Genomic DNA, 22,073 nt, shown 5'->3' with positions numbered 1-22,073 from the left:
GCCGTTAGAACTTCTGGTCTTCCAGCGGGCCGAAGCCCTTGTCCCGCAAGCCGGCGGAGAATGCCCGGAACCATTCCGCGAGCCCGCGGAAGTCACCGCGGGGGAGGAAGTAGCCCAAGTAGCCTCCGACGTCGGCCACCATCGACTTGCCGCGGCGGTAGCGGCGGATCAAATAGCCCCGGTTGCGGTAGTAGAAGTAGCGCTTGAACGCTGAATCCGGCACGATCACGTGCCAGCGCGCGCCGAAGACGTGCTTTGTCTCGGAAAACGCATGCGGGTGGGTGATCCACGCCGTCGCGACCGTACCGAAGCGGATCCCCGCTTTCCTGAGGCGGATCATGAAGTCGACCTCATCGCCCCGGATGAACAGCCGGATATCCGGCACTCCCACTTTGAAGAAGACATTGGAACGGATGAGCGCACCGTTGAAGAAGTGCCCGACGTCGGGCAGGAACCCCGCCTTCTCGACTTCGGCGCGCTCGTGGGTCACCTTGCCGTCAATCCGGAAGAAGAAGGAGAGCTTGTCCGGGTGGCCTGGGGCCACGACGAGCGGGACGACGGCATCCAGTCCGCGGGCCTCCGCTTCCCGGACCAGGGTTTCGAGACAGGCCGGATCGCCGGGTTCGGCGTCATCGTCCATGATCCATACCCAATCGGCGCCGCTGGCCACTGCCTTGAGGATCGCAAGGGCGAAGCCGCCCGCGCCGCCCAGGTTCGCCTCTGAGCGGATGTAGTCCACCTTTGGATGGCTTGACGCAAGCTCCCGCGAAGGGGTGGTTCCGCTGTCCACGAGGCAGATGGTGTCCACGGGCATGGACTGCTTGTTGATGGCGTCGAGCAGGACTGCTAGCTCTCCGGGGCGGTCAAAGGTGACGGCCGCTACGGCAACGGAGACAGGCATGTAGGGTTCCTTCCGGGCAGTTGCGGGGAGGGTCCTCCCGGCTCGCCCTAGGGGCGCGTGAAACGGAGCAAAGCCGCCGTTGCCGCTAGTATCTTGACAGAGTCCAACTGTAGTACAGCAATATTCGGCGGTGCGCAGAGGTGTTGCAGGTGTTGTGCCGGCAGCTAGTCGCCAGGGACAGAATCCACCACCACCGCCAACAGGAGCCGCCACGTGATCATGTATTCGCTCATGATGCTCACGGCTGCCGTCGTGTCGTACCTCGCTACGTGGGTAGCCCGCCAGATGGGTAACAAACTTCGGCTTTTTGCCCCCATCCGCAGCCGGGATATGCACTCGGTGCCAATTTCCCGACTCGGAGGCCTGGGACTTTTCGCCGGCTTCGCCGTGGCCCTCGTGGTAGCCAGCAATTCGTTCTTCGTGAAGGACATCTTCCACGGGAACGGTGCGCCTTGGGGAATCCTGGCAGGTGCCCTTGTGATCGTCGCGGTCGGTGTTGCCGACGACGTGATGGACATCCGCTGGTGGGTCAAGCTGATCGGCCAATGCACGGCCGCTACGATCGTTGCGGTCTGGGGCGTGCAGATGTCCGTGATTCCCTTTGTTCCGGAGCCCATACGGATTGAGGCGGAACCGCTGCGGATCGTCTTGACCGCCCTTGCCATTGTGACCACCATGAACGCAGTCAACTTCATCGATGGACTCGACGGCCTCGCTGCGGGCGTAGCAGCCATTGGCGGGGCCGCATTCTTCCTCACGGCGTATTGGGTCCACCGCAATGCAACGCTCACGGACCGCTCGGACCTGGCAGCGCTGCTGATGGCCATCACCGTGGGTTGTTGCATCGGATTCCTGCCGCATAACTGGTTCCCGGCCAAAATCTTCATGGGCGACTCCGGCGCCATGCTTTTGGGCCTCGTGATGGCCTCGGCCGGTGTGGTGTCCACGGGCCAGATCAGCTCAGGTCTGTATGACCGCGCCAACGGTATTCCGACCATCGTGCCCATCCTGCTGCCGTTCGCGATTCTGTCGCTACCGTTGCTGGACCTCGGCCTGGCGGTGTTGCGGCGGACAGCGCGCGGCCAATCGCCCTGGTCGGCTGACCGCGGACACTTGCACCACAAGCTCATCGAGCTCGGCCACACCCACCGCACAGCTGTGCTCATGATGTACGTGTGGACGTGCATTCTGGCGTTTGGAGGCCTGGCGTTTGCCATCTTCCCTTGGCAGATGGTCCTCACCGTTGACATCGTGGCCGCGCTGATCATGGCCGGAGTGACGGCCTGGCCGTACTTTGTCCGAAAAGGGCGCGCTGCCCAGTAGACGGTGTGTGACAAGGGCGTTAACATCACAGTTCTATCTCATGTAGAATTCTAGGGCGGACAGTCACTCGCCCGCGCACCCACCCTTTTTGAGACTTTGGCATTTTTGCCACGACGATTGGCATCCCCATGACCTCCAACGCCGGCGGACATCAGTCCGACTCGAGCGGCGTTGCTGCCCCCCGCTCCACGCCTTCGCTGTGGCTGCGGCTTCTTTTCCTCAGCTCGACGACGGCGGTGGCGGCTCTTGCGGCAACGTCGGCTGTTGCGGCGGTCATGAACGGTGGCGTAGGAGTGCTTTCTGCCGCACTCGGCGGGGCGATCGTGATGGCATTTTTTGCCATCAGCCTCCTGATCGGCCATTTTGTCGGCCGGGATAACCCCTCCGGCGCGGTCGGCCTTTTTGTCGCCAGCTACTTTGTCAAGGTCGTCGGCTTCGCGGTGGTGCTGTTCGTCTTGGGCGCCCCCGCATGGCTGCACGGGCGCTGGTTCGTGATTGGCGCCGTCGTCACGGTTGTCTCGTGGCAAGCCGCCGAAATCTACGGCTTCAGCAAGGCCCGGATCCAGATCTACAACGACCCCGCAGCAGGCAAAGGGGGCGACGATGTTCACTCCTAGGAACAAGCGACGCTCCACCACACCCAATGCCGCAAAATCCGGCGATTCCACTGAGCAAGCGAACGACGGAAACGACGGCGGATACAACGCCGGCATTGCCGTCTTCAGCTACATTGTTGGCGGAATCATAGTCTGGAGTTTGATAGGCTGGGGTCTGGATAATCTGTGGGGGACTCGCTGGATTGTGCTCCTTGGCGCTCTGCTTGGAGCCGCAGGAGGGTTCTATCTTTCCCATATGCACGGCCTCACAAGTCATCGCTCGTCTTCCGGTGGAAGCAAAGCAGACAGTGGTCCGTCCCAGGACGGGAACAGTAATGCCAAATAATTTCACACGGGAAATGGCTGCAAGAAACGCGGCCGGATCCTCAACAACGCCCAATGATGGACACTGCAGAGAGGAAACGCGTTGATCGCGCTTGCGCTCCCGGCCCAGGATTCAGGGACCTTCACTCCTCCCGGAATCGACCAAATGCACCTGCCGGCTATCCTGCCGTGGGGTGCGAGCGATGGCTTCTCCAAGCAGATGTTGCTGGTGATCCTGTCGGTCGTCCTTATCGCTACATTCTTCATCCTCGCTGCGCGCAAGCAGCAGCTGGTTCCCGGCAAGCTGCAGTTCGCGGGCGAGATGGCCTACGGCTTCGTCCGCAACAGCATCGCCAAGGACATCATCGGCGGACGCGACTTCATGAAGTTCGTGCCCCTCTTGTTCTCGCTGTTCTTCTTCATCCTGGTGAACAACATCTACGGCGCGATTCCCGTGATCCAGCTTCCGAGCTTCTCGCACGTCGGCGGGGCCTATGTGCTGGCCGCAGTCGTGTACGTCACCTGGATCGGCATCGGCATCAAGAAGAACGGTTTGAAGTACTTCAAGCTGGCCACGGTTCCTTCCGGTGTTCCCTGGTACATCCTGCCGATCGTCGTGCCGATCGAAATCATCTCCAACTTCATGGTCCGCCCGGTCACCCACAGCCTCCGTCTCTTCGCCACCATGATGGCAGGGCACCTGATCGTGATGATCGCCGGCTCCGGCATTGAGTTCCTCGTCATGCAGGAAAACGTCCTTCTCAAGGGCGCGTCTGTGCTCGTGCTCGTTGGCGCCGTCGCCATGTACATGCTCGAAGCCTTGATCATGGTGCTGCAGGCTTATGTCTTCACCCTCTTGACTGCGATCTACATCGAAGGCGCGCTCCACGCCGACAGCCACTAGGCACAACCCCTCAATCTTCCCCCTCGGGGGTTGAAGCAAACCAAACAACCTGCCGCGAGTGCGGCATCTTGAAAGGAAAACAATGAACGGCAATATCAACGGCTCCCTTAACCTCATTGGCTACGGTCTCTCCGCAATCGGCGGTGGTATCGGTGTGGGTCTCGTATTTGCTGCTTACATCAACGGTGTCGCACGTCAGCCGGAAGCCCAGCGCGTGCTCCAGCCGATCGCGTTCCTTGGTCTGGCCCTGACCGAAGCCCTCGCCATCCTCGGCCTGGTCTTCGCTTTCGTTCTCAAGTAAACCGCTAAGAACCAAGCGAACATTCAGAACCGAGTAGATAAGGACGGGTGAAACATGAATCAGCAGATCATCTCAGCCGCCGCTCAAGGCGCCGCCGAGTCGGCTAATCCGCTCGTTCCCAACCCCTGGGAAATGGGCGTCGTCCTCGCTGGCTTTGCGGTCCTCTTTTACATCGTGGTCAAGTTTGTTGTCCCGATGTTCGAGAAGACTTTTGCTGAGCGCGCAGAGGCGATTGAGGGCGGCATTGCCAAGGCTGAAAAGGCCCAGGCTGAAGCTTCTGCAGCTCTCGAAGAGTACAAGCAGCAGCTCCACGATGCCCGCGCCGAGGCCAACCGCATCCGCGAAGAAGCTCGAGCCGAAGGTGCCCAGATCCTCGCGGAGCTGAAGACCAAGGCAGCAGCCGAGTCGGCACGCATCACCGAGCAGGCATACGCCCAGATCGAATCGGAGCGCCAGGCAGCTGTTGTCTCGCTGCGTTCCGAGGTGGGCACCCTGGCCACGACTTTGGCAGAGCGCATCGTTGGCGAATCGCTCAGCGATGACGAGCGTGCCGCCCGCGTGGTGGACCGCTTCCTCGCAGATCTGGAGACCCAGAGCGCAGGTGCAGCTAAGTAATGGCAGGTGTATCGAGCGAATCGCTGACCAAGGCGCTGGAGCAGTTGGAAGCCACGCTTCCGACGGCCTCGCTGCAGTTGGCTAAGGACCTCTTCGGAATCCTGGGAACGGTGGACAGCTCGGCTGGCTTGCGCCGCGCCCTGACTGACCCCTCCCGCAGCGGAGAAGAAAAGTCGGCGCTGGTCAAGCAGCTGGTTGGCGGGAAAGTCTCCGCTGATGCTGCGGAAATCGCGAGTGGATTGGCCAGCTTGCGCTGGGCATCGGCACGCGATATCGGCGATGCACTCGAGACTCTTGCCGCCACGGTTGTCATTGCCGTGGCTGAAAACAAGTCGGCCGTTTCTGCCTCCGGAATCACGGGGCTGGAAGAGCTGGAAAACGATCTGTTTGCTTTCAACCAGACCGTTGCTTCCAGCCACGAGGTACAACGTGCTCTGGGAGAGTCGCAGGCAAGTGCTGCGGCCAAGATCAGCCTGGCGGAGAAGCTGCTTCCTGGTGCAAGCCCGGAAGCCCAGCTCCTCATTGGCCAGGCCGTGTCGCAGCCGCGCGGCGTCAAGCCGAGCAAGCTCATCGACAATTTCGCCAAGCTTGCAGCCAAGCGCCAGCAGCGCTGGATCGCAACTGTCCGCGTTACCCGTCCGTTGACGGATGCGCAGGCCAGCCGTCTGCAGGCCGGGCTTGATGCCCTCTACGGCCGCGAGCTGAAGGTCAACATCAGCGTTGATCCGACTTTGATCGGTGGAATCCGGGTCCAGGTGGGAGACGAAGTGCTTGACGCTTCCGTCGTAGCCCGCCTGTCCGAGCTCCGCCGGCAACTCGCTGGCTAGCCAGACAAGCACAACTTAACTGATACAAACACCGGTCATCGTGAGCAACGATGATCACGAAAACAGGAGAGCAGGGACTGCAGATGGCCGAATTGACCATCAACGCCGACGACGTCCGTAATGCGTTGAACGAGTTCGCGGCGTCCTACGAACCCGGAAACGCAGAGCGCGTAGAGGTCGGCCGCGTGACCGCCGCAAGTGACGGCATCGCCCGTGTTGAGGGCCTTCCCTCGGTCATGGCGAACGAGCTGCTTCGCTTCGAAGACGGCACCCTGGGCTTGGCCCAGAACCTCGACGTCCGCGAAATCGGCGTCATCATCCTCGGTGACTTCACCGGTATCGAAGAGGGCCAGGAAGTCCACCGCACCGGTGAAATCCTGTCCGTCCCGGTAGGCGACGCCTTCCTGGGCCGCGTAGTTGACCCGCTGGGCATGCCGATCGATGACCTCGGCGAGATCAAGGCCGAGACCACCCGTGCACTGGAACTCCAGGCTCCGGGCGTGACCCAGCGTAAGTCGGTGCACGAGCCCATGCAGACCGGTCTCAAGGCTATCGACGCCATGATTCCGATCGGCCGTGGCCAGCGCCAGCTGATCATCGGTGACCGCCAGACCGGCAAGACCGCTATCGCCGTGGACACCATCATCAACCAGAAGGCCAACTGGGCTTCGGGCGATGTCACCAAGCAGGTGCGCTGCGTTTACGTCGGTGTCGGCCAGAAGGCTTCCACCATTGCCGCTGTCCGCCAGACCCTGGAAGACCACGGCGCGCTGGAGTACACCACCATCGTGGCTTCCCCGGCATCCGACCCCGCCGGCTTCAAGTACTTGGCTCCGTACGCCGGCTCGGCCATCGGCCAGCACTGGATGTACGGCGGCAAGCACGTACTGGTGATCTTCGATGACCTGTCGAAGCAGGCCGAAGCCTACCGTGCAGTGTCACTGCTGCTCCGCCGCCCGCCGGGACGCGAAGCGTACCCGGGTGACGTTTTCTACTTGCACTCCCGTCTGCTGGAGCGTTGTGCCAAGCTCTCCGACGAGCTGGGCGCAGGCTCGATGACCGGTCTTCCGATCGTCGAAACCAAGGCGAACGACGTCTCGGCCTACATCCCGACCAACGTCATCTCCATCACCGATGGCCAGATCTTCCTGCAGTCGGACCTCTTCAACGCCAACCAGCGCCCCGCTGTTGACGTCGGTGTGTCCGTGTCCCGTGTTGGTGGTGCGGCACAGGTGAAGTCCATGAAGAAGGTCTCCGGTACCTTGAAGCTGGACCTGGCACAGTACCGCGACATGCAGGCGTTCGCGATGTTCGCGTCCGACCTTGACGCTGCTTCACGCCAGCAGCTGACCCGTGGGGCCCGCCTGATGGAACTGCTCAAGCAGGGCCAGTACTCGCCGTTCCCGGTCGAGGACCAGGTTGTGTCCATCTGGGCCGGTACAAAGGGCTACCTGGACGATGTCCCGGTTGAAGATGTCAGCCGTTTCGAGTCCGAGTTCCTTGAGCACCTCAAGCACAAGTCCTCCATCCTGACCACGCTGGCGCAGACCAACGTCCTGGACGACGACACCGCTGAAGCGCTGAAGTCCTCGATCATCGACTTCAAGAAGGGCTTCTTCGGCGAAGGCGACAACCGCTTGGTTGGTGCCGGACACGAAGAGCACGAAGCGATCTCCGGCGGCGAAGTCGACCAGGAAAAGATCGTCAAGCAGAAGCGCTAGAGCATTGGTTCCCGGGCCTGCGGACGCACGCAGGCCCGGGGCCTTCGCCAAAGCCTTAGCCGCTGATCCATCGGGATCTTAGGAAAGGAAATGTATGGGAGCCCAGATCCGGGTCTACCGCCAGAAGATCAGCTCGACGACGTCGATGCGCAAGATCTTCAAGGCGATGGAACTGATCGCTACCTCGCGCATCGGTAAGGCCCGCGCCCGCTTGGCAGCTTCACTGCCCTACGCAAACGCGATCACCCGTGCCGTTTCTGCTGTCGCAAGCCAGAGCGAAATCGATCACCCGCTCGTCACCGAGCCGGAGCAGATCCGCCGTGCCGCCGTCCTGGTTATCACCTCGGACCGTGGCCTGGCTGGTTCTTACTCGGCGAGCGTGCTCAAGCAGGCCGAAGGACTCAACGAACTTCTCCGGGCAGAGGGCAAGGAAGTCAAGACCTACTTGCTTGGCCGTAAGGCCCAGGCATACTTCGACTTCCGCAGCCGTCCGTACTCCCGCGTATGGACCGGCGGAACGGACGCACCGGAATTCAAGACTGCAAGGGAAATCGGAGCCGCTCTTCTCGAAGAGTTCGCCAACGACTTCGCTGAGGGTGGCGTGGACGAAATCCACGTCGTTTACACCCGCTTCAAGTCGATGGTGACGCAGGAGCCCACAGTTGTTCGTCTGCTGCCGCTCGAAGTTGAAGAGCAGACAGTCAGTGAGTCCGAGCTTCTGCCGCTGTACGAGTTTGAACCGGAATCGGAACAGGTGCTTGACGCACTGTTGCCGCGTTACATCGAGTCCCGCATCTTCGCAGCAATGCTGCAGGCAGCAGCTTCCGAGCTCGCCGCCCGCCAGCGTGCCATGAAGTCGGCAGGCGACAACGCGACCGATCTGATCAAGAAGTACACGCGTCTGCGCAACACGGCCCGCCAGGCTGAGATCACGCAGGAGCTTTCCGAAATCGTGGCCGGCGCCGACGCCCTGAGCGCGTAGCCGCCGGTGTCTGGTTCGGCGCAAGCTGCACCTGCACCAAATAGATAAACTTAACCCCACGCCATCTACTGAGTGAAGTGAGAGAGATGACTGCCACCGCTACCGAGCACGTAGCTGCAACGGCCGGCGCCACCGGCCGCATTGCCCGTGTCATTGGCCCGGTTGTCGACGTCGAATTCCCGGCTGACGCAATCCCGTCGATCTACCATGCGCTTACCACTGAGATCACTCTCAACGGTGAGACCAAGACCATCACGTTCGAGACCTCCCAGCACCTGGGTGACAACCTCGTCCGCGCCATCGCCCTGCAGGCCACCGACGGACTCGTCCGCGGCACGTCGGTGCAGGACACCGGTGCCCCGATCTCCGTGCCTGTCGGCGACGGTGTGAAGGGCCACATCTTCAACGTTCTCGGCAAGCCGCTGGACGTTGACGAGTCCGAGATCCACGCTGACGCTTACTGGCCGATCCACCGCAAGGCTCCGGCCTTCGCGTCCCTTGAGGGCTCCACGGAGATGCTCGAGACCGGTATCAAGGTCATCGACCTTCTCACCCCCTACATCAAGGGTGGAAAGATCGGCTTGTTCGGTGGCGCCGGTGTTGGCAAGACCGTTCTGATCCAGGAAATGATCACCCGTGTTGCCCGTAACTTCGGTGGTACTTCGGTATTCGCCGGTGTTGGCGAGCGTACCCGTGAAGGCAACGACCTCTGGGTTGAAATGGAAGAGGCCGGCGTCCTGAAGGACACCGCCCTAGTGTTCGGCCAGATGGATGAACCGCCGGGAACGCGTCTTCGCGTGGCACTGTCCGCCCTGACTATGGCGGAGTACTTCCGCGATGTGCAGAATCAGGACGTGCTGCTCTTCATCGACAACATCTTCCGCTTCACCCAGGCCGGTTCCGAGGTCTCCACGCTGCTCGGCCGCATGCCGTCCGCAGTTGGGTACCAGCCGAACCTCGCCGACGAGATGGGCCTCCTGCAGGAGCGCATCACCTCGACCAAGGGCCACTCGATCACGTCGATGCAGGCTATCTACGTGCCTGCTGATGACTACACCGACCCGGCTCCGGCAACGACCTTCGCACACCTCGACGCGACCACGGAACTTTCCCGTGAAATCGCCTCCCGTGGTCTGTACCCGGCCGTTGACCCGCTGACGTCGACGTCCCGCATCCTGGACCCGCAGTACATCGGCAAGGACCACTACAACACGGCTGTCCGCGTGAAGCAGATCCTGCAGAAGAACAAGGAACTCCAGGACATCATCGCCATCCTCGGCGTTGACGAACTGTCCGAAGAGGACAAGATCGTCGTGTCGCGTGCACGCCGCATCCAGCAGTTCCTGTCCCAGAACACCTACACCGCCAAGCAGTTCACCGGCGTCGAGGGCTCCACCGTGTCCATCAAGGACACCGTGGAAGGCTTCACGGCGATTTGCGACGGCGAGCTGGACCACATCGCAGAGCAGGCGTTCTTCAACGTCGGCGGCCTGGATGACGTCGAGCGCCAGTGGGCCAAGATCCAGGAACAGACCAAGTAGTATGGCTGAGCTCGAGGTTGAGATTGTCGCAGCGGACCACTTCGTGTGGTCCGGTGCGGCCAAGATGGTCAAGGCCCGCACCAGCGATGGTGAAATCGGGATCCTGCCGGGCCACTCGCCGCTCCTCGCCATTCTGGCCGCGGGCGAGTTGGCCATCGAGCCGGTTACCGGAGACCGCCTTGCAGTAGTTGTGGACGGCGGGTTCTTCTCCGTCGACAACAACCGCGTGGTGATCGTCGCTGACAACGCCCAGCTGGGCGATTCAGCTACTGCGGGGATCCGATAGCAAGACCTTGATGGACGATTCTGCTCTTCCGTTCATCGCCTTGGCAACGGCGTTTGCGTTGCTGATTTTTACACTGTGCCTCGTCGGGGTGCGCCGCTTCAATTTGCGGCGCGCCCTGGGCACAGTCGACGCCTCCATTTGCACGGCTGGAAACAGCTGGCGGATGGGGGTTTGTCGTTATCAGGACTCGGAGCTTGAGTGGTTCCGCCTGCTCTCCCTCAGCTTCCGTCCGAAACACAGCTTCCGCCGCAGCTCCTTGGAGCTCCTGGGTCGACGGAAGCCAACGGAGGAAGAACTGACGAGGCTTCAGCCCGACGTCGTGGTAGTGGAACTCCTGCATGAAGGCCAGTCGTTCATGCTGGCAATGAGATTTGATGCCTACGCCGGGTTGTCGTCCTGGTTGGAAGCCGGCCCTGTGGTGGGCGTCGGCACCTGGCGCTGAGGACAGTGGAATTCCTGTACAACCTGAGCCTTGTTGATGGTCCGTTCTATTGGACCATCCTTGGCGCTGGAATTGCCGGGAGCGCATTCCTCCTCCTGCGACGAGACAGGCGCTGGCTGCTTTCCATAGTTTTGTCGCTTGTCGTCGCAAGTGGAGTTGTCTCGTTCATCCATTGGCTGCTCGTCAACGTCCTTACCGTGTTCCCGGAGGATCTCCCCTTCGATGTCCTTGTTTGGTCGACGGTTGCCTTCTTCGCGTTGGCCCTCTTCTCTTTTCGGCTCCCCGGATCCTCGTGGCGCGGCAGGAGCGCCGCAGGGGTCTCGTTCGTCGCCGTGCTGCTCCTCTCCGCTCTTCAGATCAACAGCTACTTCGGGCTCAACCACACGGCGGCTGATCTCTTCGGCCACAACGTGGGACGGATCCCCCAGCTTGAGGAAGGGTTCAAAAGGGGTTTTTCACGGACCCTGCCGGTGTCACTGCCTGACGGGGGAATCGTCCGCAGGGCATCGATTCCCGGAATCGAATCCGGCTTCAAGGCCCAGGACGCTTTCATTTACCTGCCGCCGGCCTATCAAGCCGCTGATCGCAGCCAACTACCCGTGCTGGTCCTGTTTGCCGGCCAGCCCGGACGTCCCGCCGATTGGCTGACCGGCGGCCGCCTTGAACCGGCCATGAACACCTTCGCCGCCCGGCACGGAGGCGTGGCGCCCGTCGTCGTGGTGGTCGATCCAAACGGGTCCGATACCGCAAACACCATGTGCATGGATAGCCGGATCGCACGTGCCGACACCTACCTCGCGATCGATGTTCCGCGCTGGATCAACTCGACGCTCGAGGTTTCCGCCGACCCAAGGAAGTGGGCGGTCGGCGGGTTCTCCTTCGGTGCAACCTGTGCCGTGCAGATGACGACGCTGCACCCCGAAATCTACCCTTCCTTCATCGCCTTCTCGGGAGAGCGGGAGCCTTCGCTTGGCCCCGATCGCCAGCGGACCATCCAGACCGCATTTGGCGGGGACTCTGCCGCCTTCGACGCCCTCACGCCGTTGAACCTGATGAGACAGCGAAACTATGATGGCCATGCAGGCTTCTTCGCCGTCGGGACCGCAGACGGCGAATTCGTCCGCTACGCCAGCGAGCTGGCGGCAACCGCCCGCACTTCCGGGTTCGATATCAGGCACGCTTCCGTTTCCGGAGCCGGCCATTCGTGGGCCGTGGCCGTGCAAGAGCTTCCTTCCGCGATGGAATTCCTGGCCCCTCGGTGGGGACTCGTCCAATGAGTACCGAGGAAGCCCAATTGTCCAAGGACCAGGCGGCTGCCCCCGAAGATGCCAGGCCCGCCCGGAAGATGGCGGCAACCCTTGCCCGGGCCGTCCTGGGCAACGTGGCTGCCCATATCGGCGCGATCCCCTTCACCGTGATTGTGCTCGCGCTGTACCTGCTCACTCCGGCGATCTTCGACTCCGATCTCGGGTACGGCCCTGACGTGTTGCGGCATCTTTCGAGCGTGAGCGGTGGAGGGTTGAAGTCGGGGGACTGGTGGTCCATCTGGACTTCGATGTTTTTTGCCGCCAACCCCTTCGACTATGTGATGACCTCGTTGTTGTTCGTCGTGCTGCTGGGCTCTTCAGAGCGCAAGCTGGGGTGGTTCCGCACAGCGGCGGGCTTCTTTGGCGGGCAGTTTGCCACGGTCACCGCCTTTTTGTTGGTGGTCCAGTTGGCAGCCTACGCCGACGACGGCTGGCTGGGACGGATGATGGATGCCAGGACCTCCGGGCCCCTCCCGGCAACCCTCTTCGTCGCGATGGCGGCCAGTGGCCTTCTCCCGACTTTGTGGCGTCGGCGCCTCAGGGCGACGGTTGTGTCCCTGGCGCTTCTCCTGGTGCTGTACGTTGGCGACCCCTCGGCTGTCATGGCTTTGACCGGTGCCGTGCTCGGACTGGGGACCGGTCTGTGGCTTCAGCTCGACCACGGCATTCAACCGAGCCACCGGGCGACCAGGCGTGAAACGCGAAACCTGCTGTCCCTCATGGTGGCGATTTTCGGCGTCGGGCCCTTAGTGGCGGGCGCGGTGAGGAGCCCCGCGGGGCCGCTGGCGTTGATCCGCGAAATGGTCCTGAACCCTGTTCCGACGCTTAACCAATTGCAGGCGAACTGCGGTGGAACCGTGGACATCAGCTGCCTTCAACTTGGACGCCAGGGCTATCCCGGGCCCGCCGGTGTGGCCCTCGCGGTGGTACCCGCGTTGCTTCTCTTGATCTGTGCGGTGGGCATGCGCCAAGGAAGGCGCTTGGCCCTGAAAATCGCCATCAGCGTGCAACTTGGCGTGGTGGCGCTGTCCTTTGCCTACCTGGTGCTGTTTGCCAGCATTCCGCATTTTCCAGGACGGGGCCGTACCGTCGTCATGGGCTCCGCGGTGTTCCACATTCTGACCCTCGCCCTGGTTCCTCTGATCCTGGCGGTTCTGCTTTTCCTGTTCAGGGGCAACTTTGTGGTGGGCTCGAGGGCGCCGCTCCGCCGGAAGATGGCGTGGCTGGTTGGCGGTACGTGGCTCATATTGGCGAGTGGCTACACCGGGGCGTGGCTCGGCTCGGGCGGTTTGGCGCACGACGGCGGCATCCTGGGCCTCATTGCGGAACTCGCCCGACAGTATCTTCCCTTGCCCATACCCACGGCTTTCGGCCGCGTGTTCGCAGAGCGAAGCGCCGCCGAGTCGATATTGTTCGCGTGGTCGGGGATCATCTTCTGGCTTGTGGCCATGGCCGCGGTGTGGACCCTGCTTCTCAAACGGCAGCACGGCCCCGGCGGTGAGGATCCGGCCCGCTTGGCGGCCAGGAATCTGGTCAAGCGCGGCGGGGAGTCCCTGTCGTGGATGGCGCTCTGGGAGCCGAACAAGTTCTGGTTCACTCCCGGAATGGACGCCGGAATTGCCTACCAGCAGCACGGAAACGTCGCACTGACCTTGGCCGGTCCGTTCGGTGATCCCGCACAGGCCACTGCCACGACCGAGGGATTCCTGGACTACTGTGCACACCATGCATTGGTGCCGTGCCTCTATTCCTGCACTGAGGAATTGTGGCCGATGCTGCAATCCACGGGATTTCGCCGAATTGCGGTCGCCCAGGAAACCCGGCTCTCCATCCGCGACCTTGAGTTCAAGGGCAAAGCGTGGCAAAACGTCCGCACGGCCAGGAACCGTGCACTGAAGGCCGGGGTCGAAGCCCGGTGGGGGCGCTATTCGGAGTTCCCGCAACACATACGTTCCCAGCTCGGCGAAGTGTCGGAAGAGTGGGCCGCCAGGAAAAAGATGCCTGAAATGGGCTTTACCTTGGGTTCCCTCGACGAGCTGATGGACCATGAAGTGCTTTGCTGCATAGCGGTCGACGGCAAAGGGTTTGTCTATGGTGTCACCAGTTGGCTTCCGGTGTTTCGTGACGGCCAAGTGATTAGCTGGACATTGGACTTCATGCGCCGGCGCAGCGACGCCTTCCCTGGGCTCATGGAATTCATGATTGCCTCGGCAGTCCACGAGTTGCGACAGGGAGTGGAAGTCATTTCTCTCTCGGGCTCGCCTTTGGCCGGGGAGACCGAGGAATTCTCCAGCGGGGAAGCCGGCTTGGCGGGCATTCTCGACCTCGTTGGCAGGACCTTGGAGCCTGTTTACGGATTCCGCTCTTTGGCCCGCTTCAAATCGAAGTTCCAGCCGGAGTACAGGACTTTGTATATGTACTACCAAGACAGCCTGGAGATTCCCGCGATCGGCGCTGCGCTAAGCCGGGCATATTTGCCGGGGCTGTCCGTCCGGCAAACTGCCAGGCTTCTCCGCACCCTCGTTGCCTGAAAGGGAAAAGGGGTCCCGCATCCTGTGCGGAACCCCTTCCCTGAACCTGCCAGGCAGAATTCAAGCAGTCAAACTAGACGGCGGTGACGCCGGTGGCCTGCGGGCCCTTTGCGCCCTGACCGATCTCGAACTGAACACGCTGGTTCTCGTCGAGGGTGCGGAATCCGCCGGTCTGGATCTCGGAGTAGTGGACAAAGACGTCGCCTTCTGCGTCGTCCGGGGTAATGAAGCCGAAGCCCTTTTCAGCGTTGAACCACTTGACGGTGCCCAGTGCCATTTTGTTTCTCCTCATTGTGGAACTTTTAAGTCCGGCACACCGCGTGCCGGCCTTGGTTACTCCGCGAGAAGACCTGGTTTTCCGTCCAAGCAGAGCTTGGTTGGCTTCGCAGGAGCTTCACGCTCGCAACACGTCTTGCGAGCATGAATCACACCTACACAAAGACTGCTACAACACTTTCATGGCGAATACTGGAGGTCAACGGTCTGCTGGGGAATTCGGACAAATTTTAAGTAAAAAGAAGGTAACGGAAGAAAGCGCGCCCGTCACTGGATGCGCCATTGGGAGCCTGCAAATTCGGCCTAGATGAGCCAATCCCCCTAAGCCAGCCAATCACCATTGCGCAATACACCCGCGAGTTGAAGCTCCCTGTCCACGACGACGAGATCGGCCCGCAGGCCCCGGCGAAGGCCGCCGAGTTCATCGGAGAGCCCCAGGACCGCGGCGGGAACCGCCGTCGCCGAGGCAACCGCGTCGGCGAGCCCGACGCCGGCCGCAACGGTGCGCCTGACGACGTCGAGCATGGTGGCAGTGCCACCGGCGATGGACCCGGTGGCATCCAAGGTAGCGACGCCGTCCGTCACGGTTACCGGAGAGGGGCCCAGCATGTAGTTTCCGTCGGAGAGTCCCGCCGCCGCCATTGAATCGGTCACGAGGACAACGTTTGCGGCGCCTACCAGCTGAAAAACGGTTGCGACGGTGCTCGGGTCAAGGTGGGTGCCGTCCGCTATCAGTTCCACCACGGCCTTGCCCTCCTGGGCCGTGCGAAGGGAGGCAGCGACGGGGCCGGGGGAGCGGTGGTGCATGGGAGGCATGCCATTGAACAAGTGCGTGACAGTCGGCAAGGAGCTGACGCCGTCGAAACCTGCGGATTCCAAGCCCTCGCGCGCCGCAGTCAGGGAGGCGGCCGCCGTCGCGTCGTCGCAATCCGTGTGGCCGAGAGACGGCGTCACTCCGTGGAACGTCATCAGGTCCACGAGCGCCGCGGCGCCGGGAAGCTCGGGGGCGTAGGTCATGGTGGCGAGCTTGCCGGCAGCGGCTTCAACCAGCTCGGTCATGAGGTCCAGGTCCGGCTCCAGCAGATAGGCGGGGTTCTGCGCACCGCAGCGGGCACGGGAGAGGAAAGGCCCCTCCATGTGGATTCCCGCTACGAGTCCTTCATCGGCCAAGCGAACGAAAAGCTCGATGCCGCGGAGCAGGTCCTCCCGGGGCGCTGTGACCATGCTGGCGAGGAGCGTGGTGGTCCCGGAGCGGTGCAGGAAATCGATGGCTTTGCGTGCCGAGGATTCATCGGCTCCGGGAAAGTCGCCTCCGTTGCCGCCATGGCAGTGCACATCCACGAACCCGGGAACGATGTACCGCTCAGCAGGGAAATCGGTCCGGGGAGTTTCCTCGAACCCTTCGAAGGCTGCTTCGTGGAATTCGGCGGCCGGCCCGGCGAAGGCGATGCGGTCGTCCTCCACCGCCACCAGGCCGTCTTCGATCACCACACCGTCGCTGACGATGGTTCCGGTAATTAGGTGGCGCACAGGCGCAGACGAAGATACAGGCCGGTCTGGGACAGTCATGCTTTGATTCTAGTTGCCGGGGCCCGCGCCTGACCCGATTTACCCGGTTTACCCGGGATGACGGCCAGGACACCTAGAACAAGCGCGACTCGCTGTCGTCTACGCCGCGCATCGCGTCATAGTCCAGGGTGATGCAGTCGATTCCGCGGTCGTTGGCAAGGACTTTCGCCTGCGGCTTGATCTGCTGGGCGGCGAAAATGCCCCGCACCGGGGCCAGCAGCGGATCGCGGTTGAGCAGCTCAAGGTAGCGCGTGAGCTGCTCGACGCCGTCGATGTCGCCGCGCCGCTTGAGTTCGACGGCGACTGTCCTGCCGTCGCCGTCCCGGGCGAGGATGTCCACGGGACCGATGGCAGTGAAGTACTCGCGCCGGATGAGCGAATAGCCGGCACCAAGGGTTTCGATCTGCTCGGCGAGCAGTCGCTGCAGATCGGCTTCGACGCCGTCCTTGATGAGCCCGGGGTCCGTTCCGAGGTCGTGGGACGTGTCATGGAGTTGCTCGTAGATGTTGATGATGAGCCGGTCATCGGTCTTGGCCGACTGCACGGTCCACTGCTCCATCACGCCTTCTTCGACCTCGGTCTCCTCCGGCGTCGTCACCCGCAGGGTAGCGGGCGGGCTCATCCAGTTCAGCGGCTTGTAGGAGCCGCCGTCGGAATGGACCAGCACGGAACCATCGGATTTGACGAGCAAAAGCCGGGTGGCAAGCGGGAGGTGGGCCTTGAGGCGGCCAACGTAATCTACGGAACAACGGGCTATGACGAGTCGCACCCGCTCCACTTTACTTCCTCTGCCACTACCCCTGCCGCGCGCAACTAGCGACTGGGGCAGAATGGAGTCATGCCCCGCTCCAACCGCCCCCGACGCACCGAATCAGCCAAGGCAAGCTGGAAACGGACAGGCGAGTCGCCGGAACTGGATCTGGAACGTGCCCGTTCGGGCATTGCCCGCAGGGAAAGCGCCCCCGACGGCGACTGGATGGTCCGGACCATGACCGCACGGAAGGCCGAGAAGACCTACATATGTCCCGGTTGTTCGATGGCCATCGTGCCCGGAATCGCCCACCTGGTGGTGTGGTCCGAGACGCACCTCTTCGGCGATGCCGCGGGATTGGCGGAACGCCGCCACTGGCACAACAACTGCTGGACAGGCCGAACCTACAGGTACCGCTGAGCACTTAAGCTGCCGCTGACACCCAAATGTGTCCGTGACACGCAAACGGGTTGGTGACACTCGGATATGAGTGTCACCAGCCTGTTTGCGCAGCAACAGCCCGTCTGCGCGTCGCGAGGAACCACAGCACGCGGCTGAGGAATTCCTTGGTGCGGGTGTGTGCTGGGGGGTGGCGATGATCTCTCCTTGTAGATTTGTGCTGGCCCGGTGAATCTCCCCACCTTTGGCCGGGGTGCTGCCTTGGAATACTTGGAACTACGGGAATTCCGGACTGCGGTAGCGGCCAAAAGCGGGGAAACCACGACGACGACGCCACCGCCGCTGAGCACTTAAGCTTGGAAACATGAGTTTCGATCCCGCTTCCCTCGTTTTCAGCCAGCCGGAGTCTGCCACGGACATCAGGGCATCCACGGTATTGCCGGCGCACCGCGAAAACGTGGAGTTCCTCACCGAAGACGGCAAGGTGCTTGTGGGTGAGCTGGCGCTGCCGGAATCCGGCGAGATCTCGGCGACGCTTATTACCCTGCATCCCTTGCCGACGCACGGCGGCTTCATGGATTCGCACGTCTACCGGAAGGCGTCCTATCGGCTTCCGGCACTCGCCGGCGTCGCGGTTCTGCGCTTCAACACGCGGGGCACGCATTCGCCTAGGGGTACCAGCCAGGGGCAGTTCGACGAAGGAATCGGTGAGCGGTACGACGTTGAGGCTGCTGTTCGCTTCGCGGTGGAACGCGGGCTTCCGAACCGCTGGCTGGTGGGCTGGTCGTTCGGCACAGAACTGGCCTTGATGTACGGTGCCGTTGAGCCGGTGGCTTCCCAAGTGGAGGGTGCCGTCCTGCTGTCTCCGCCGCTGCACCGTGCCACGGACGTGCACTTGAAGGAATGGGCAGCTTCGGGAAAGCCACTGACAGTCCTGGTTCCGGAACACGACGACTATCTTCAGCCCGCCGAGGCCGCCCGACGATTCAGCTTGGTGCCTCAGGCCCGGGTCTTGGGGATCGACGGAGCCAAGCACCTGTGGGTCGGCGAGAAGTACGCGGCCCGGGTCCTGGACGAGATCGTGGACGACGTGACGGAAGCCGGTGCAGGACCGGATGGCCTGCCGCGCCACTGGACAGGCCCAGTGGCGACGGCCTAACGGTCACGGCCTAGTGGCGGTCCTGGCGGACGATGAAGACTTCCTTGATCAGCAGCATGATGGCTGCCGCCGTCGGGATGGCGATCAAGGCGCCGAGCACGCCCAGTAGGCTGCCGCCCGCGATCACCGAGATCACGGCAACAGCACCCGGAACGGCAACGGCCTTCTGCATGATGCGCGGAGAGATGAAGTACGCCTCGAACTGCAGATAGGCGAAGTAGCAGATGGCGTAGATCACGGCGGTCTGCCAGCCGGCGGTCAGAGCGACCAGAATGACCACCACAGCGGCAATCATGCCGCCTACCAAGGGGATGAACGCAAGCAGGGCAACCACGAAAGCCAGCAGGACGCTGAACGGAATGCCCAGGATGCTCATGACGATGAATGCGAACAACGCGTTGAGCAAGGCAACACAAACCTGGCCGATCACATAGTTGCCCACCGAGCGCGTGATCTCCTCGGACAGAGCCTCCACCCGGGGCCTGCGTGACCGTGGTGCGAGCCGGTACCCCCATCTCTTCATGGCGGGCAGGGCACCGAGGAAGTAGAGGCTGAGAACCAGGACGATCAGCGTCCCGAAGACCCCGTTGGCCACCGTGGATCCGAAACCGACGACGCCGCCGAAGATACCGCCCATGGCGTCGGGGTTCTTGACGAACTTGTCGAGTTCCTGGCTGATCTTGTCGCGGACGCCGAATTGGCTGTCAAGGGAGCGGAAGAAATCCGAATCCACGAAGCCCCGGATCCAGTCGGGAGCCTGCCGCACGATCTGCGAGACCTGTTCCACGATGGTGGGGATAAGGGTGGCGAAAAACGCCGCCACTCCGGCAACGAGAACTCCGACGGCGATGACGACGCCGGCCGGGCGGGGAACCTTGCGGTCTTCGAGCCAGCGGACCACGGGGTCAAGTCCCAAGGCAATGAACAGGGCCGTAACGATCCACAACAACAGTTGGACGGTACTGGTGCCGATGTAATACAGCATGAGGGCGACTCCGACGCCGGCCGTGCCCATGAAGCCGACATACAGCGGATGTTGCGCGGACATCCTCGGGCCGGGGGAACCGAAGCGCGCACCGTCGGACTCATCCTGGGCTGGCTCGGTTGTTGCATCGTGCTCAAGTTCGGGAGGCATTTCGAAGCGGACCCGCGGTTGGGCACCGGGAATGGGCTGGCGGAGGCGGCGCACGAAGGACGCCATCAGTCCCTCGCCGTGATCCTTGCCGTCCCGGTTAGACCCATCAGCCACGCCATCCGGGCTGGTCCCCGATCCTTGTTCGGCGGGGGTGGGATCCTTGCGCTCTTTCACGTGCTTCAGCTGCCTTTTCGTTCCGCGGTCAGGCTCCAGGAGTGCCCGATGTCATGTTGTTCGCCACACTATCAGCAGGCCGGAACTGGCGAATTCTAGGGGTTGAGCCGTGCGGCGGGAAGCCCTTCGGGAGGGCCCCGAACTGACTCCTTGGTAACAAAACCGTTACCCTTGAAGTTCAACGACCGCTGATGATTGGTATTCCTGTGCGATTGAAGACTGCAGTTTCGCTGGTGCTGCTTGGCCTGCTGACACTGTTGGCCGGCATTGGCCAGCTGACCTTTTGGGCCCCGGCCGAGACCGTAACCGCGTCCGCCCCTGGCGACTCCAAAGCCGCTCCGCTGACCGTGATCACCCAAGACGTGTTGGCCCACAAGGGTGGCCCCAGGCAAATCAGCATCAAGGGCGATGGCAAGTTCGTGTTGGCTGTCGGACGTCCGGATGACGTCGATGCGTGGGTAGGCAAGACCGCGCACAACAGCATCACCGGCGTGTCCGAGGACGGCAAGTCCCTCCAGGTTGCCGGCACCGATGGCGAAGCAAGCGCTCCGTCGCCCGCCGGATCGGATCTGTGGGTGCAAACGGAGAACGCCAGCGGACAGCTGGACTACACCTTCACCCCGCCCGCGAGTGGCAACTGGTCGCTCCTCGTGGCTAGCGACGGAACCAAGCCGGCGCCGTCGTCGGTCTCCATAACGTTCGCCAACGATGCCACCATGCCGTGGGCGGTCCCGCTCATTGTCATTGGCGCGATCCTCATCGTCGCGGGTGCGGCGTTGCCGTTCGTCAGCAAGTTCACCAGGGGCCGGGGCTCCCGCCCGAACGGTCCGCGGGGCGGCGGGAACACGGAAACCGACCCGGAGACCGCCGGCGAAGACACCGCCAAGGAAACCGACAAGGACGTCATCGGCGAGGACACACCTGCCGAGGACACCAACAAGGGCAAAAGCGGCGGTCCAGCACTTCGTATTTCGCTTGTAGCTGCAGCTGTTGTGACGGCCCTCGCCGGCGGCACCGCGGCAGGCGCCCAAGCGGCCGAGACTCCTTCTCCCTCCGGATCCGCGACGGCGGTCCCCGCGGGGACCGCTGGTGCGCAGACCGTCCCCGTCTTGGTGGACGCGCAGCTCAAGCGCATCCTGGACCAGGTCGCAGGCGCAGTGGCCGCCGGGGATGCAGCACGTGATGCCTCCAAACTCGCCCCCAGGGTTGACGGCACGGAGCTGCAGGTCCGCACACAGAACTACAAGATCCGGTCGCAGGTTGCCACGCACGAGGCACGGATGCCCGTCCGGTCCAGCAAATTGCTGGGCAGCGTCATCTCCACCCAGCGAACCTGGCCACGCACCGTGATCGCCTTGACCCAAGGCGATGGCAACGTGGTTCCCCAGGTCCTGACCCTCGTGCAGGCCTCGCCGCGGGAGAACTACAAGCTGAAGAGCACTTCCCCGCTTCAGCCCGGAACGTCCTTCCCTGCGATTCCCTTGGGCGGAACCGCGCAGTTGGCGGCCGGTGACAAGTCCGGGCTGCAGTACAGCGGGACCGAGGCGATGGCAGCCCTGGGCGATCGCTTGACCAAGGCCGATTCGGCGTTCAAGGACAAGCTCGTGGAAGGCACCAATTCGCCCTACATCGCCGATGTGCTGGACTACCAGGCGAGCACCGTCAAGTCCGGCGCCAACGGCAATTTCACCTTCACGCACACGCCCTCTCCGGCGGATACGGCAGTGTTCCGGACGTCCGACGGCGGCGCCGTGGTGGTGGGAAAGCTGAACTTCGATTTCACCAGCAAGCCCAAGGCCGATGGCGACACGCTGACCGTGGACAAAGCCGCGGCCGTGCTCGCGGGCGGCGATTCCACGAAAGTCGGCCTCGTGCAGACCTTCTCGGAGTCGGTAGCGATTTACATTCCACCGGCAGGCTCGACTGCTCCCATGAAGCTCGTTGCCGCGGTCCGCGGTCTGGTGGGGGCCAGCTTCCAGTAGGCAAATGGTGGTGGAGCAGCGGCTAGA

At 62.6% G+C, this 22,073-nt stretch carries 21 protein-coding genes and 1 pseudogene; 17 read left to right on the top strand and 5 right to left on the bottom strand.

The genetic code is table 11. From position 1 onward, the window contains the following. Positions 1–4: 4 nt before the first annotated feature. The gene (locus ABH924_RS00260) at positions 5–901 is read right to left on the bottom strand and encodes a glycosyltransferase (RefSeq protein ID WP_404496020.1); all 897 of its coding nucleotides are present in this window, start codon (positions 899–901) and stop codon (positions 5–7) included. 213 nt (positions 902–1,114) lie between these two features. Between ABH924_RS00260 and ABH924_RS00255 the strand changes: the two genes are divergently transcribed. From ABH924_RS00255 to ABH924_RS00190, 14 genes and pseudogenes are all read left to right on the top strand, one after another. Continuing rightward, a complete protein-coding gene (locus ABH924_RS00255) occupies positions 1,115–2,224 on the top strand; it encodes an MraY family glycosyltransferase (protein WP_234747868.1) in 1,110 nt (369 codons plus the stop codon). Between the two features lie 128 nt (positions 2,225–2,352). Next, positions 2,353–2,841 carry a hypothetical protein gene (locus tag ABH924_RS00250; protein WP_404496018.1) on the top strand — a complete coding sequence of 163 codons (489 nt, stop codon included), beginning with the start codon at positions 2,353–2,355 and terminating at the stop codon, positions 2,839–2,841. A 64-nt stretch (positions 2,842–2,905) separates the two neighbouring features. Next, positions 2,906–3,166, top strand: a pseudogene (locus ABH924_RS00245) (hypothetical protein); the annotation flags it as partial. Positions 3,167–3,247: 81 nt separating this feature from the next. Further along, positions 3,248–4,048, top strand: a complete 801-nt coding sequence (atpB, locus tag ABH924_RS00240) for a F0F1 ATP synthase subunit A (RefSeq protein WP_236811724.1) — start codon at positions 3,248–3,250, stop codon at positions 4,046–4,048. Positions 4,049–4,130: 82 nt separating this feature from the next. Beyond that, complete coding sequence (atpE, locus tag ABH924_RS00235; protein WP_364533548.1) at positions 4,131–4,349, top strand: ATP synthase F0 subunit C; 219 nt, start codon at positions 4,131–4,133, stop codon at positions 4,347–4,349. A gap of 54 nt (positions 4,350–4,403) precedes the next feature. Then, complete coding sequence (locus ABH924_RS00230; protein WP_404496015.1) at positions 4,404–4,964, top strand: F0F1 ATP synthase subunit B; 561 nt, start codon at positions 4,404–4,406, stop codon at positions 4,962–4,964. Continuing rightward, a complete protein-coding gene (locus tag ABH924_RS00225) occupies positions 4,964–5,791 on the top strand; it encodes a F0F1 ATP synthase subunit delta (RefSeq protein ID WP_234747860.1) in 828 nt (275 codons plus the stop codon). Before ABH924_RS00230 ends, ABH924_RS00225 begins: the two co-directional genes overlap by 1 nt. 83 nt (positions 5,792–5,874) lie before the next feature. Beyond that, the gene (atpA, locus tag ABH924_RS00220) at positions 5,875–7,512 is read left to right on the top strand and encodes a F0F1 ATP synthase subunit alpha (RefSeq protein ID WP_234748626.1); all 1,638 of its coding nucleotides are present in this window, start codon (positions 5,875–5,877) and stop codon (positions 7,510–7,512) included. 94 nt (positions 7,513–7,606) lie between these two features. After that, positions 7,607–8,494, top strand: a complete 888-nt coding sequence (locus tag ABH924_RS00215) for a F0F1 ATP synthase subunit gamma (RefSeq protein WP_234747857.1) — start codon at positions 7,607–7,609, stop codon at positions 8,492–8,494. A gap of 86 nt (positions 8,495–8,580) precedes the next feature. Then, positions 8,581–10,035 (top strand): F0F1 ATP synthase subunit beta, encoded by a 1,455-nt coding sequence (gene atpD / locus ABH924_RS00210; RefSeq protein ID WP_234747854.1) that lies wholly within the window; start codon positions 8,581–8,583, stop codon positions 10,033–10,035. A 1-nt stretch (position 10,036) separates the two neighbouring features. Continuing rightward, positions 10,037–10,321 carry a F0F1 ATP synthase subunit epsilon gene (locus ABH924_RS00205; RefSeq protein WP_059387616.1) on the top strand — a complete coding sequence of 95 codons (285 nt, stop codon included), beginning with the start codon at positions 10,037–10,039 and terminating at the stop codon, positions 10,319–10,321. 10 nt (positions 10,322–10,331) lie between these two features. After that, positions 10,332–10,763 (top strand): DUF2550 domain-containing protein, encoded by a 432-nt coding sequence (locus ABH924_RS00200; protein WP_404496011.1) that lies wholly within the window; start codon positions 10,332–10,334, stop codon positions 10,761–10,763. A 5-nt stretch (positions 10,764–10,768) separates the two neighbouring features. Next, complete coding sequence (locus ABH924_RS00195; RefSeq protein WP_404496009.1) at positions 10,769–12,040, top strand: alpha/beta hydrolase; 1,272 nt, start codon at positions 10,769–10,771, stop codon at positions 12,038–12,040. Positions 12,041–12,108: 68 nt separating this feature from the next. Next, positions 12,109–14,601, top strand: a complete 2,493-nt coding sequence (locus ABH924_RS00190; protein ID WP_404496545.1) for a bifunctional lysylphosphatidylglycerol flippase/synthetase MprF — start codon at positions 12,109–12,111, stop codon at positions 14,599–14,601. 73 nt (positions 14,602–14,674) lie between these two features. On the opposite strand, the gene ABH924_RS00185 is transcribed toward ABH924_RS00190, so the two are convergent. The 3 genes from ABH924_RS00185 to nucS all read right to left on the bottom strand — a co-directional run bounded on the left by ABH924_RS00185 (position 14,675) and on the right by nucS (position 17,215). Next, a complete protein-coding gene (locus ABH924_RS00185; RefSeq protein WP_028264741.1) occupies positions 14,675–14,878 on the bottom strand; it encodes a cold-shock protein in 204 nt (67 codons plus the stop codon). Between the two features lie 320 nt (positions 14,879–15,198). Continuing rightward, positions 15,199–16,446 carry an N-acetylglucosamine-6-phosphate deacetylase gene (gene nagA, locus ABH924_RS00180; protein ID WP_404496006.1) on the bottom strand — a complete coding sequence of 416 codons (1,248 nt, stop codon included), beginning with the start codon at positions 16,444–16,446 and terminating at the stop codon, positions 15,199–15,201. A gap of 73 nt (positions 16,447–16,519) precedes the next feature. Continuing rightward, positions 16,520–17,215 (bottom strand): endonuclease NucS, encoded by a 696-nt coding sequence (gene nucS, locus ABH924_RS00175; protein ID WP_234747843.1) that lies wholly within the window; start codon positions 17,213–17,215, stop codon positions 16,520–16,522. Between the two features lie 69 nt (positions 17,216–17,284). On the opposite strand from nucS, the gene ABH924_RS00170 reads away from it, so the two are divergent. Then, positions 17,285–17,617 carry an ATP/GTP-binding protein gene (locus tag ABH924_RS00170; protein WP_404496003.1) on the top strand — a complete coding sequence of 111 codons (333 nt, stop codon included), beginning with the start codon at positions 17,285–17,287 and terminating at the stop codon, positions 17,615–17,617. Between the two features lie 343 nt (positions 17,618–17,960). After that, positions 17,961–18,755 carry an alpha/beta hydrolase gene (locus ABH924_RS00165; protein WP_404496001.1) on the top strand — a complete coding sequence of 265 codons (795 nt, stop codon included), beginning with the start codon at positions 17,961–17,963 and terminating at the stop codon, positions 18,753–18,755. Between the two features lie 10 nt (positions 18,756–18,765). On the opposite strand, the gene ABH924_RS00160 is transcribed toward ABH924_RS00165, so the two are convergent. Continuing rightward, positions 18,766–19,956 carry an AI-2E family transporter gene (locus ABH924_RS00160; RefSeq protein WP_234748624.1) on the bottom strand — a complete coding sequence of 397 codons (1,191 nt, stop codon included), beginning with the start codon at positions 19,954–19,956 and terminating at the stop codon, positions 18,766–18,768. Between the two features lie 299 nt (positions 19,957–20,255). Here ABH924_RS00160 and ABH924_RS00155 point away from each other — a divergent pair, with 299 nt between their 5' ends. Beyond that, positions 20,256–22,046: a hypothetical protein gene (locus tag ABH924_RS00155; protein WP_404495999.1), complete on the top strand. Its 1,791-nt coding sequence runs from the start codon at positions 20,256–20,258 to the stop codon at positions 22,044–22,046. The last annotated feature ends 27 nt before the right edge of the window (positions 22,047–22,073 follow it).

The organism is Arthrobacter sp. GAS37, assembly GCF_044908325.1.
In the GTDB taxonomy this organism is placed as follows: Bacteria; Actinomycetota; Actinomycetes; order Actinomycetales; family Micrococcaceae; genus Arthrobacter; species Arthrobacter ramosus.
The sequence above is the reverse complement of the archived record's forward strand: the minus strand, read 5'-3'. Positions and strand labels throughout refer to the sequence as shown.

What these genes read in the sequence shown, in the direction of transcription:
- ABH924_RS00260 (WP_404496020.1), bottom strand. Translation starts at nt 901, where the DNA reads ATGCCTGTCTCCGTTGCCGTAGCGGCCGTCACCTTTGACCGCCCCGGA.
- ABH924_RS00250 (WP_404496018.1), top strand. Translation starts at nt 2,353, where the DNA reads ATGACCTCCAACGCCGGCGGACATCAGTCCGACTCGAGCGGCGTTGCT.
- atpE (WP_364533548.1), top strand. Translation starts at nt 4,131, where the DNA reads ATGAACGGCAATATCAACGGCTCCCTTAACCTCATTGGCTACGGTCTC.
- ABH924_RS00230 (WP_404496015.1), top strand. Translation starts at nt 4,404, where the DNA reads ATGAATCAGCAGATCATCTCAGCCGCCGCTCAAGGCGCCGCCGAGTCG.
- ABH924_RS00225 (WP_234747860.1), top strand. Translation starts at nt 4,964, where the DNA reads ATGGCAGGTGTATCGAGCGAATCGCTGACCAAGGCGCTGGAGCAGTTG.
- atpA (WP_234748626.1), top strand. Translation starts at nt 5,875, where the DNA reads ATGGCCGAATTGACCATCAACGCCGACGACGTCCGTAATGCGTTGAAC.
- ABH924_RS00215 (WP_234747857.1), top strand. Translation starts at nt 7,607, where the DNA reads ATGGGAGCCCAGATCCGGGTCTACCGCCAGAAGATCAGCTCGACGACG.
- atpD (WP_234747854.1), top strand. Translation starts at nt 8,581, where the DNA reads ATGACTGCCACCGCTACCGAGCACGTAGCTGCAACGGCCGGCGCCACC.
- ABH924_RS00205 (WP_059387616.1), top strand. Translation starts at nt 10,037, where the DNA reads ATGGCTGAGCTCGAGGTTGAGATTGTCGCAGCGGACCACTTCGTGTGG.
- ABH924_RS00200 (WP_404496011.1), top strand. Translation starts at nt 10,332, where the DNA reads ATGGACGATTCTGCTCTTCCGTTCATCGCCTTGGCAACGGCGTTTGCG.
- ABH924_RS00190 (WP_404496545.1), top strand. Translation starts at nt 12,109, where the DNA reads ATGGCGGCAACCCTTGCCCGGGCCGTCCTGGGCAACGTGGCTGCCCAT.
- ABH924_RS00185 (WP_028264741.1), bottom strand. Translation starts at nt 14,878, where the DNA reads ATGGCACTGGGCACCGTCAAGTGGTTCAACGCTGAAAAGGGCTTCGGC.
- nagA (WP_404496006.1), bottom strand. Translation starts at nt 16,446, where the DNA reads ATGACTGTCCCAGACCGGCCTGTATCTTCGTCTGCGCCTGTGCGCCAC.
- ABH924_RS00170 (WP_404496003.1), top strand. Translation starts at nt 17,285, where the DNA reads ATGCCCCGCTCCAACCGCCCCCGACGCACCGAATCAGCCAAGGCAAGC.
- ABH924_RS00165 (WP_404496001.1), top strand. Translation starts at nt 17,961, where the DNA reads ATGAGTTTCGATCCCGCTTCCCTCGTTTTCAGCCAGCCGGAGTCTGCC.
- ABH924_RS00160 (WP_234748624.1), bottom strand. Translation starts at nt 19,956, where the DNA reads ATGGCGTCCTTCGTGCGCCGCCTCCGCCAGCCCATTCCCGGTGCCCAA.
- ABH924_RS00155 (WP_404495999.1), top strand. Translation starts at nt 20,256, where the DNA reads ATGATTGGTATTCCTGTGCGATTGAAGACTGCAGTTTCGCTGGTGCTG.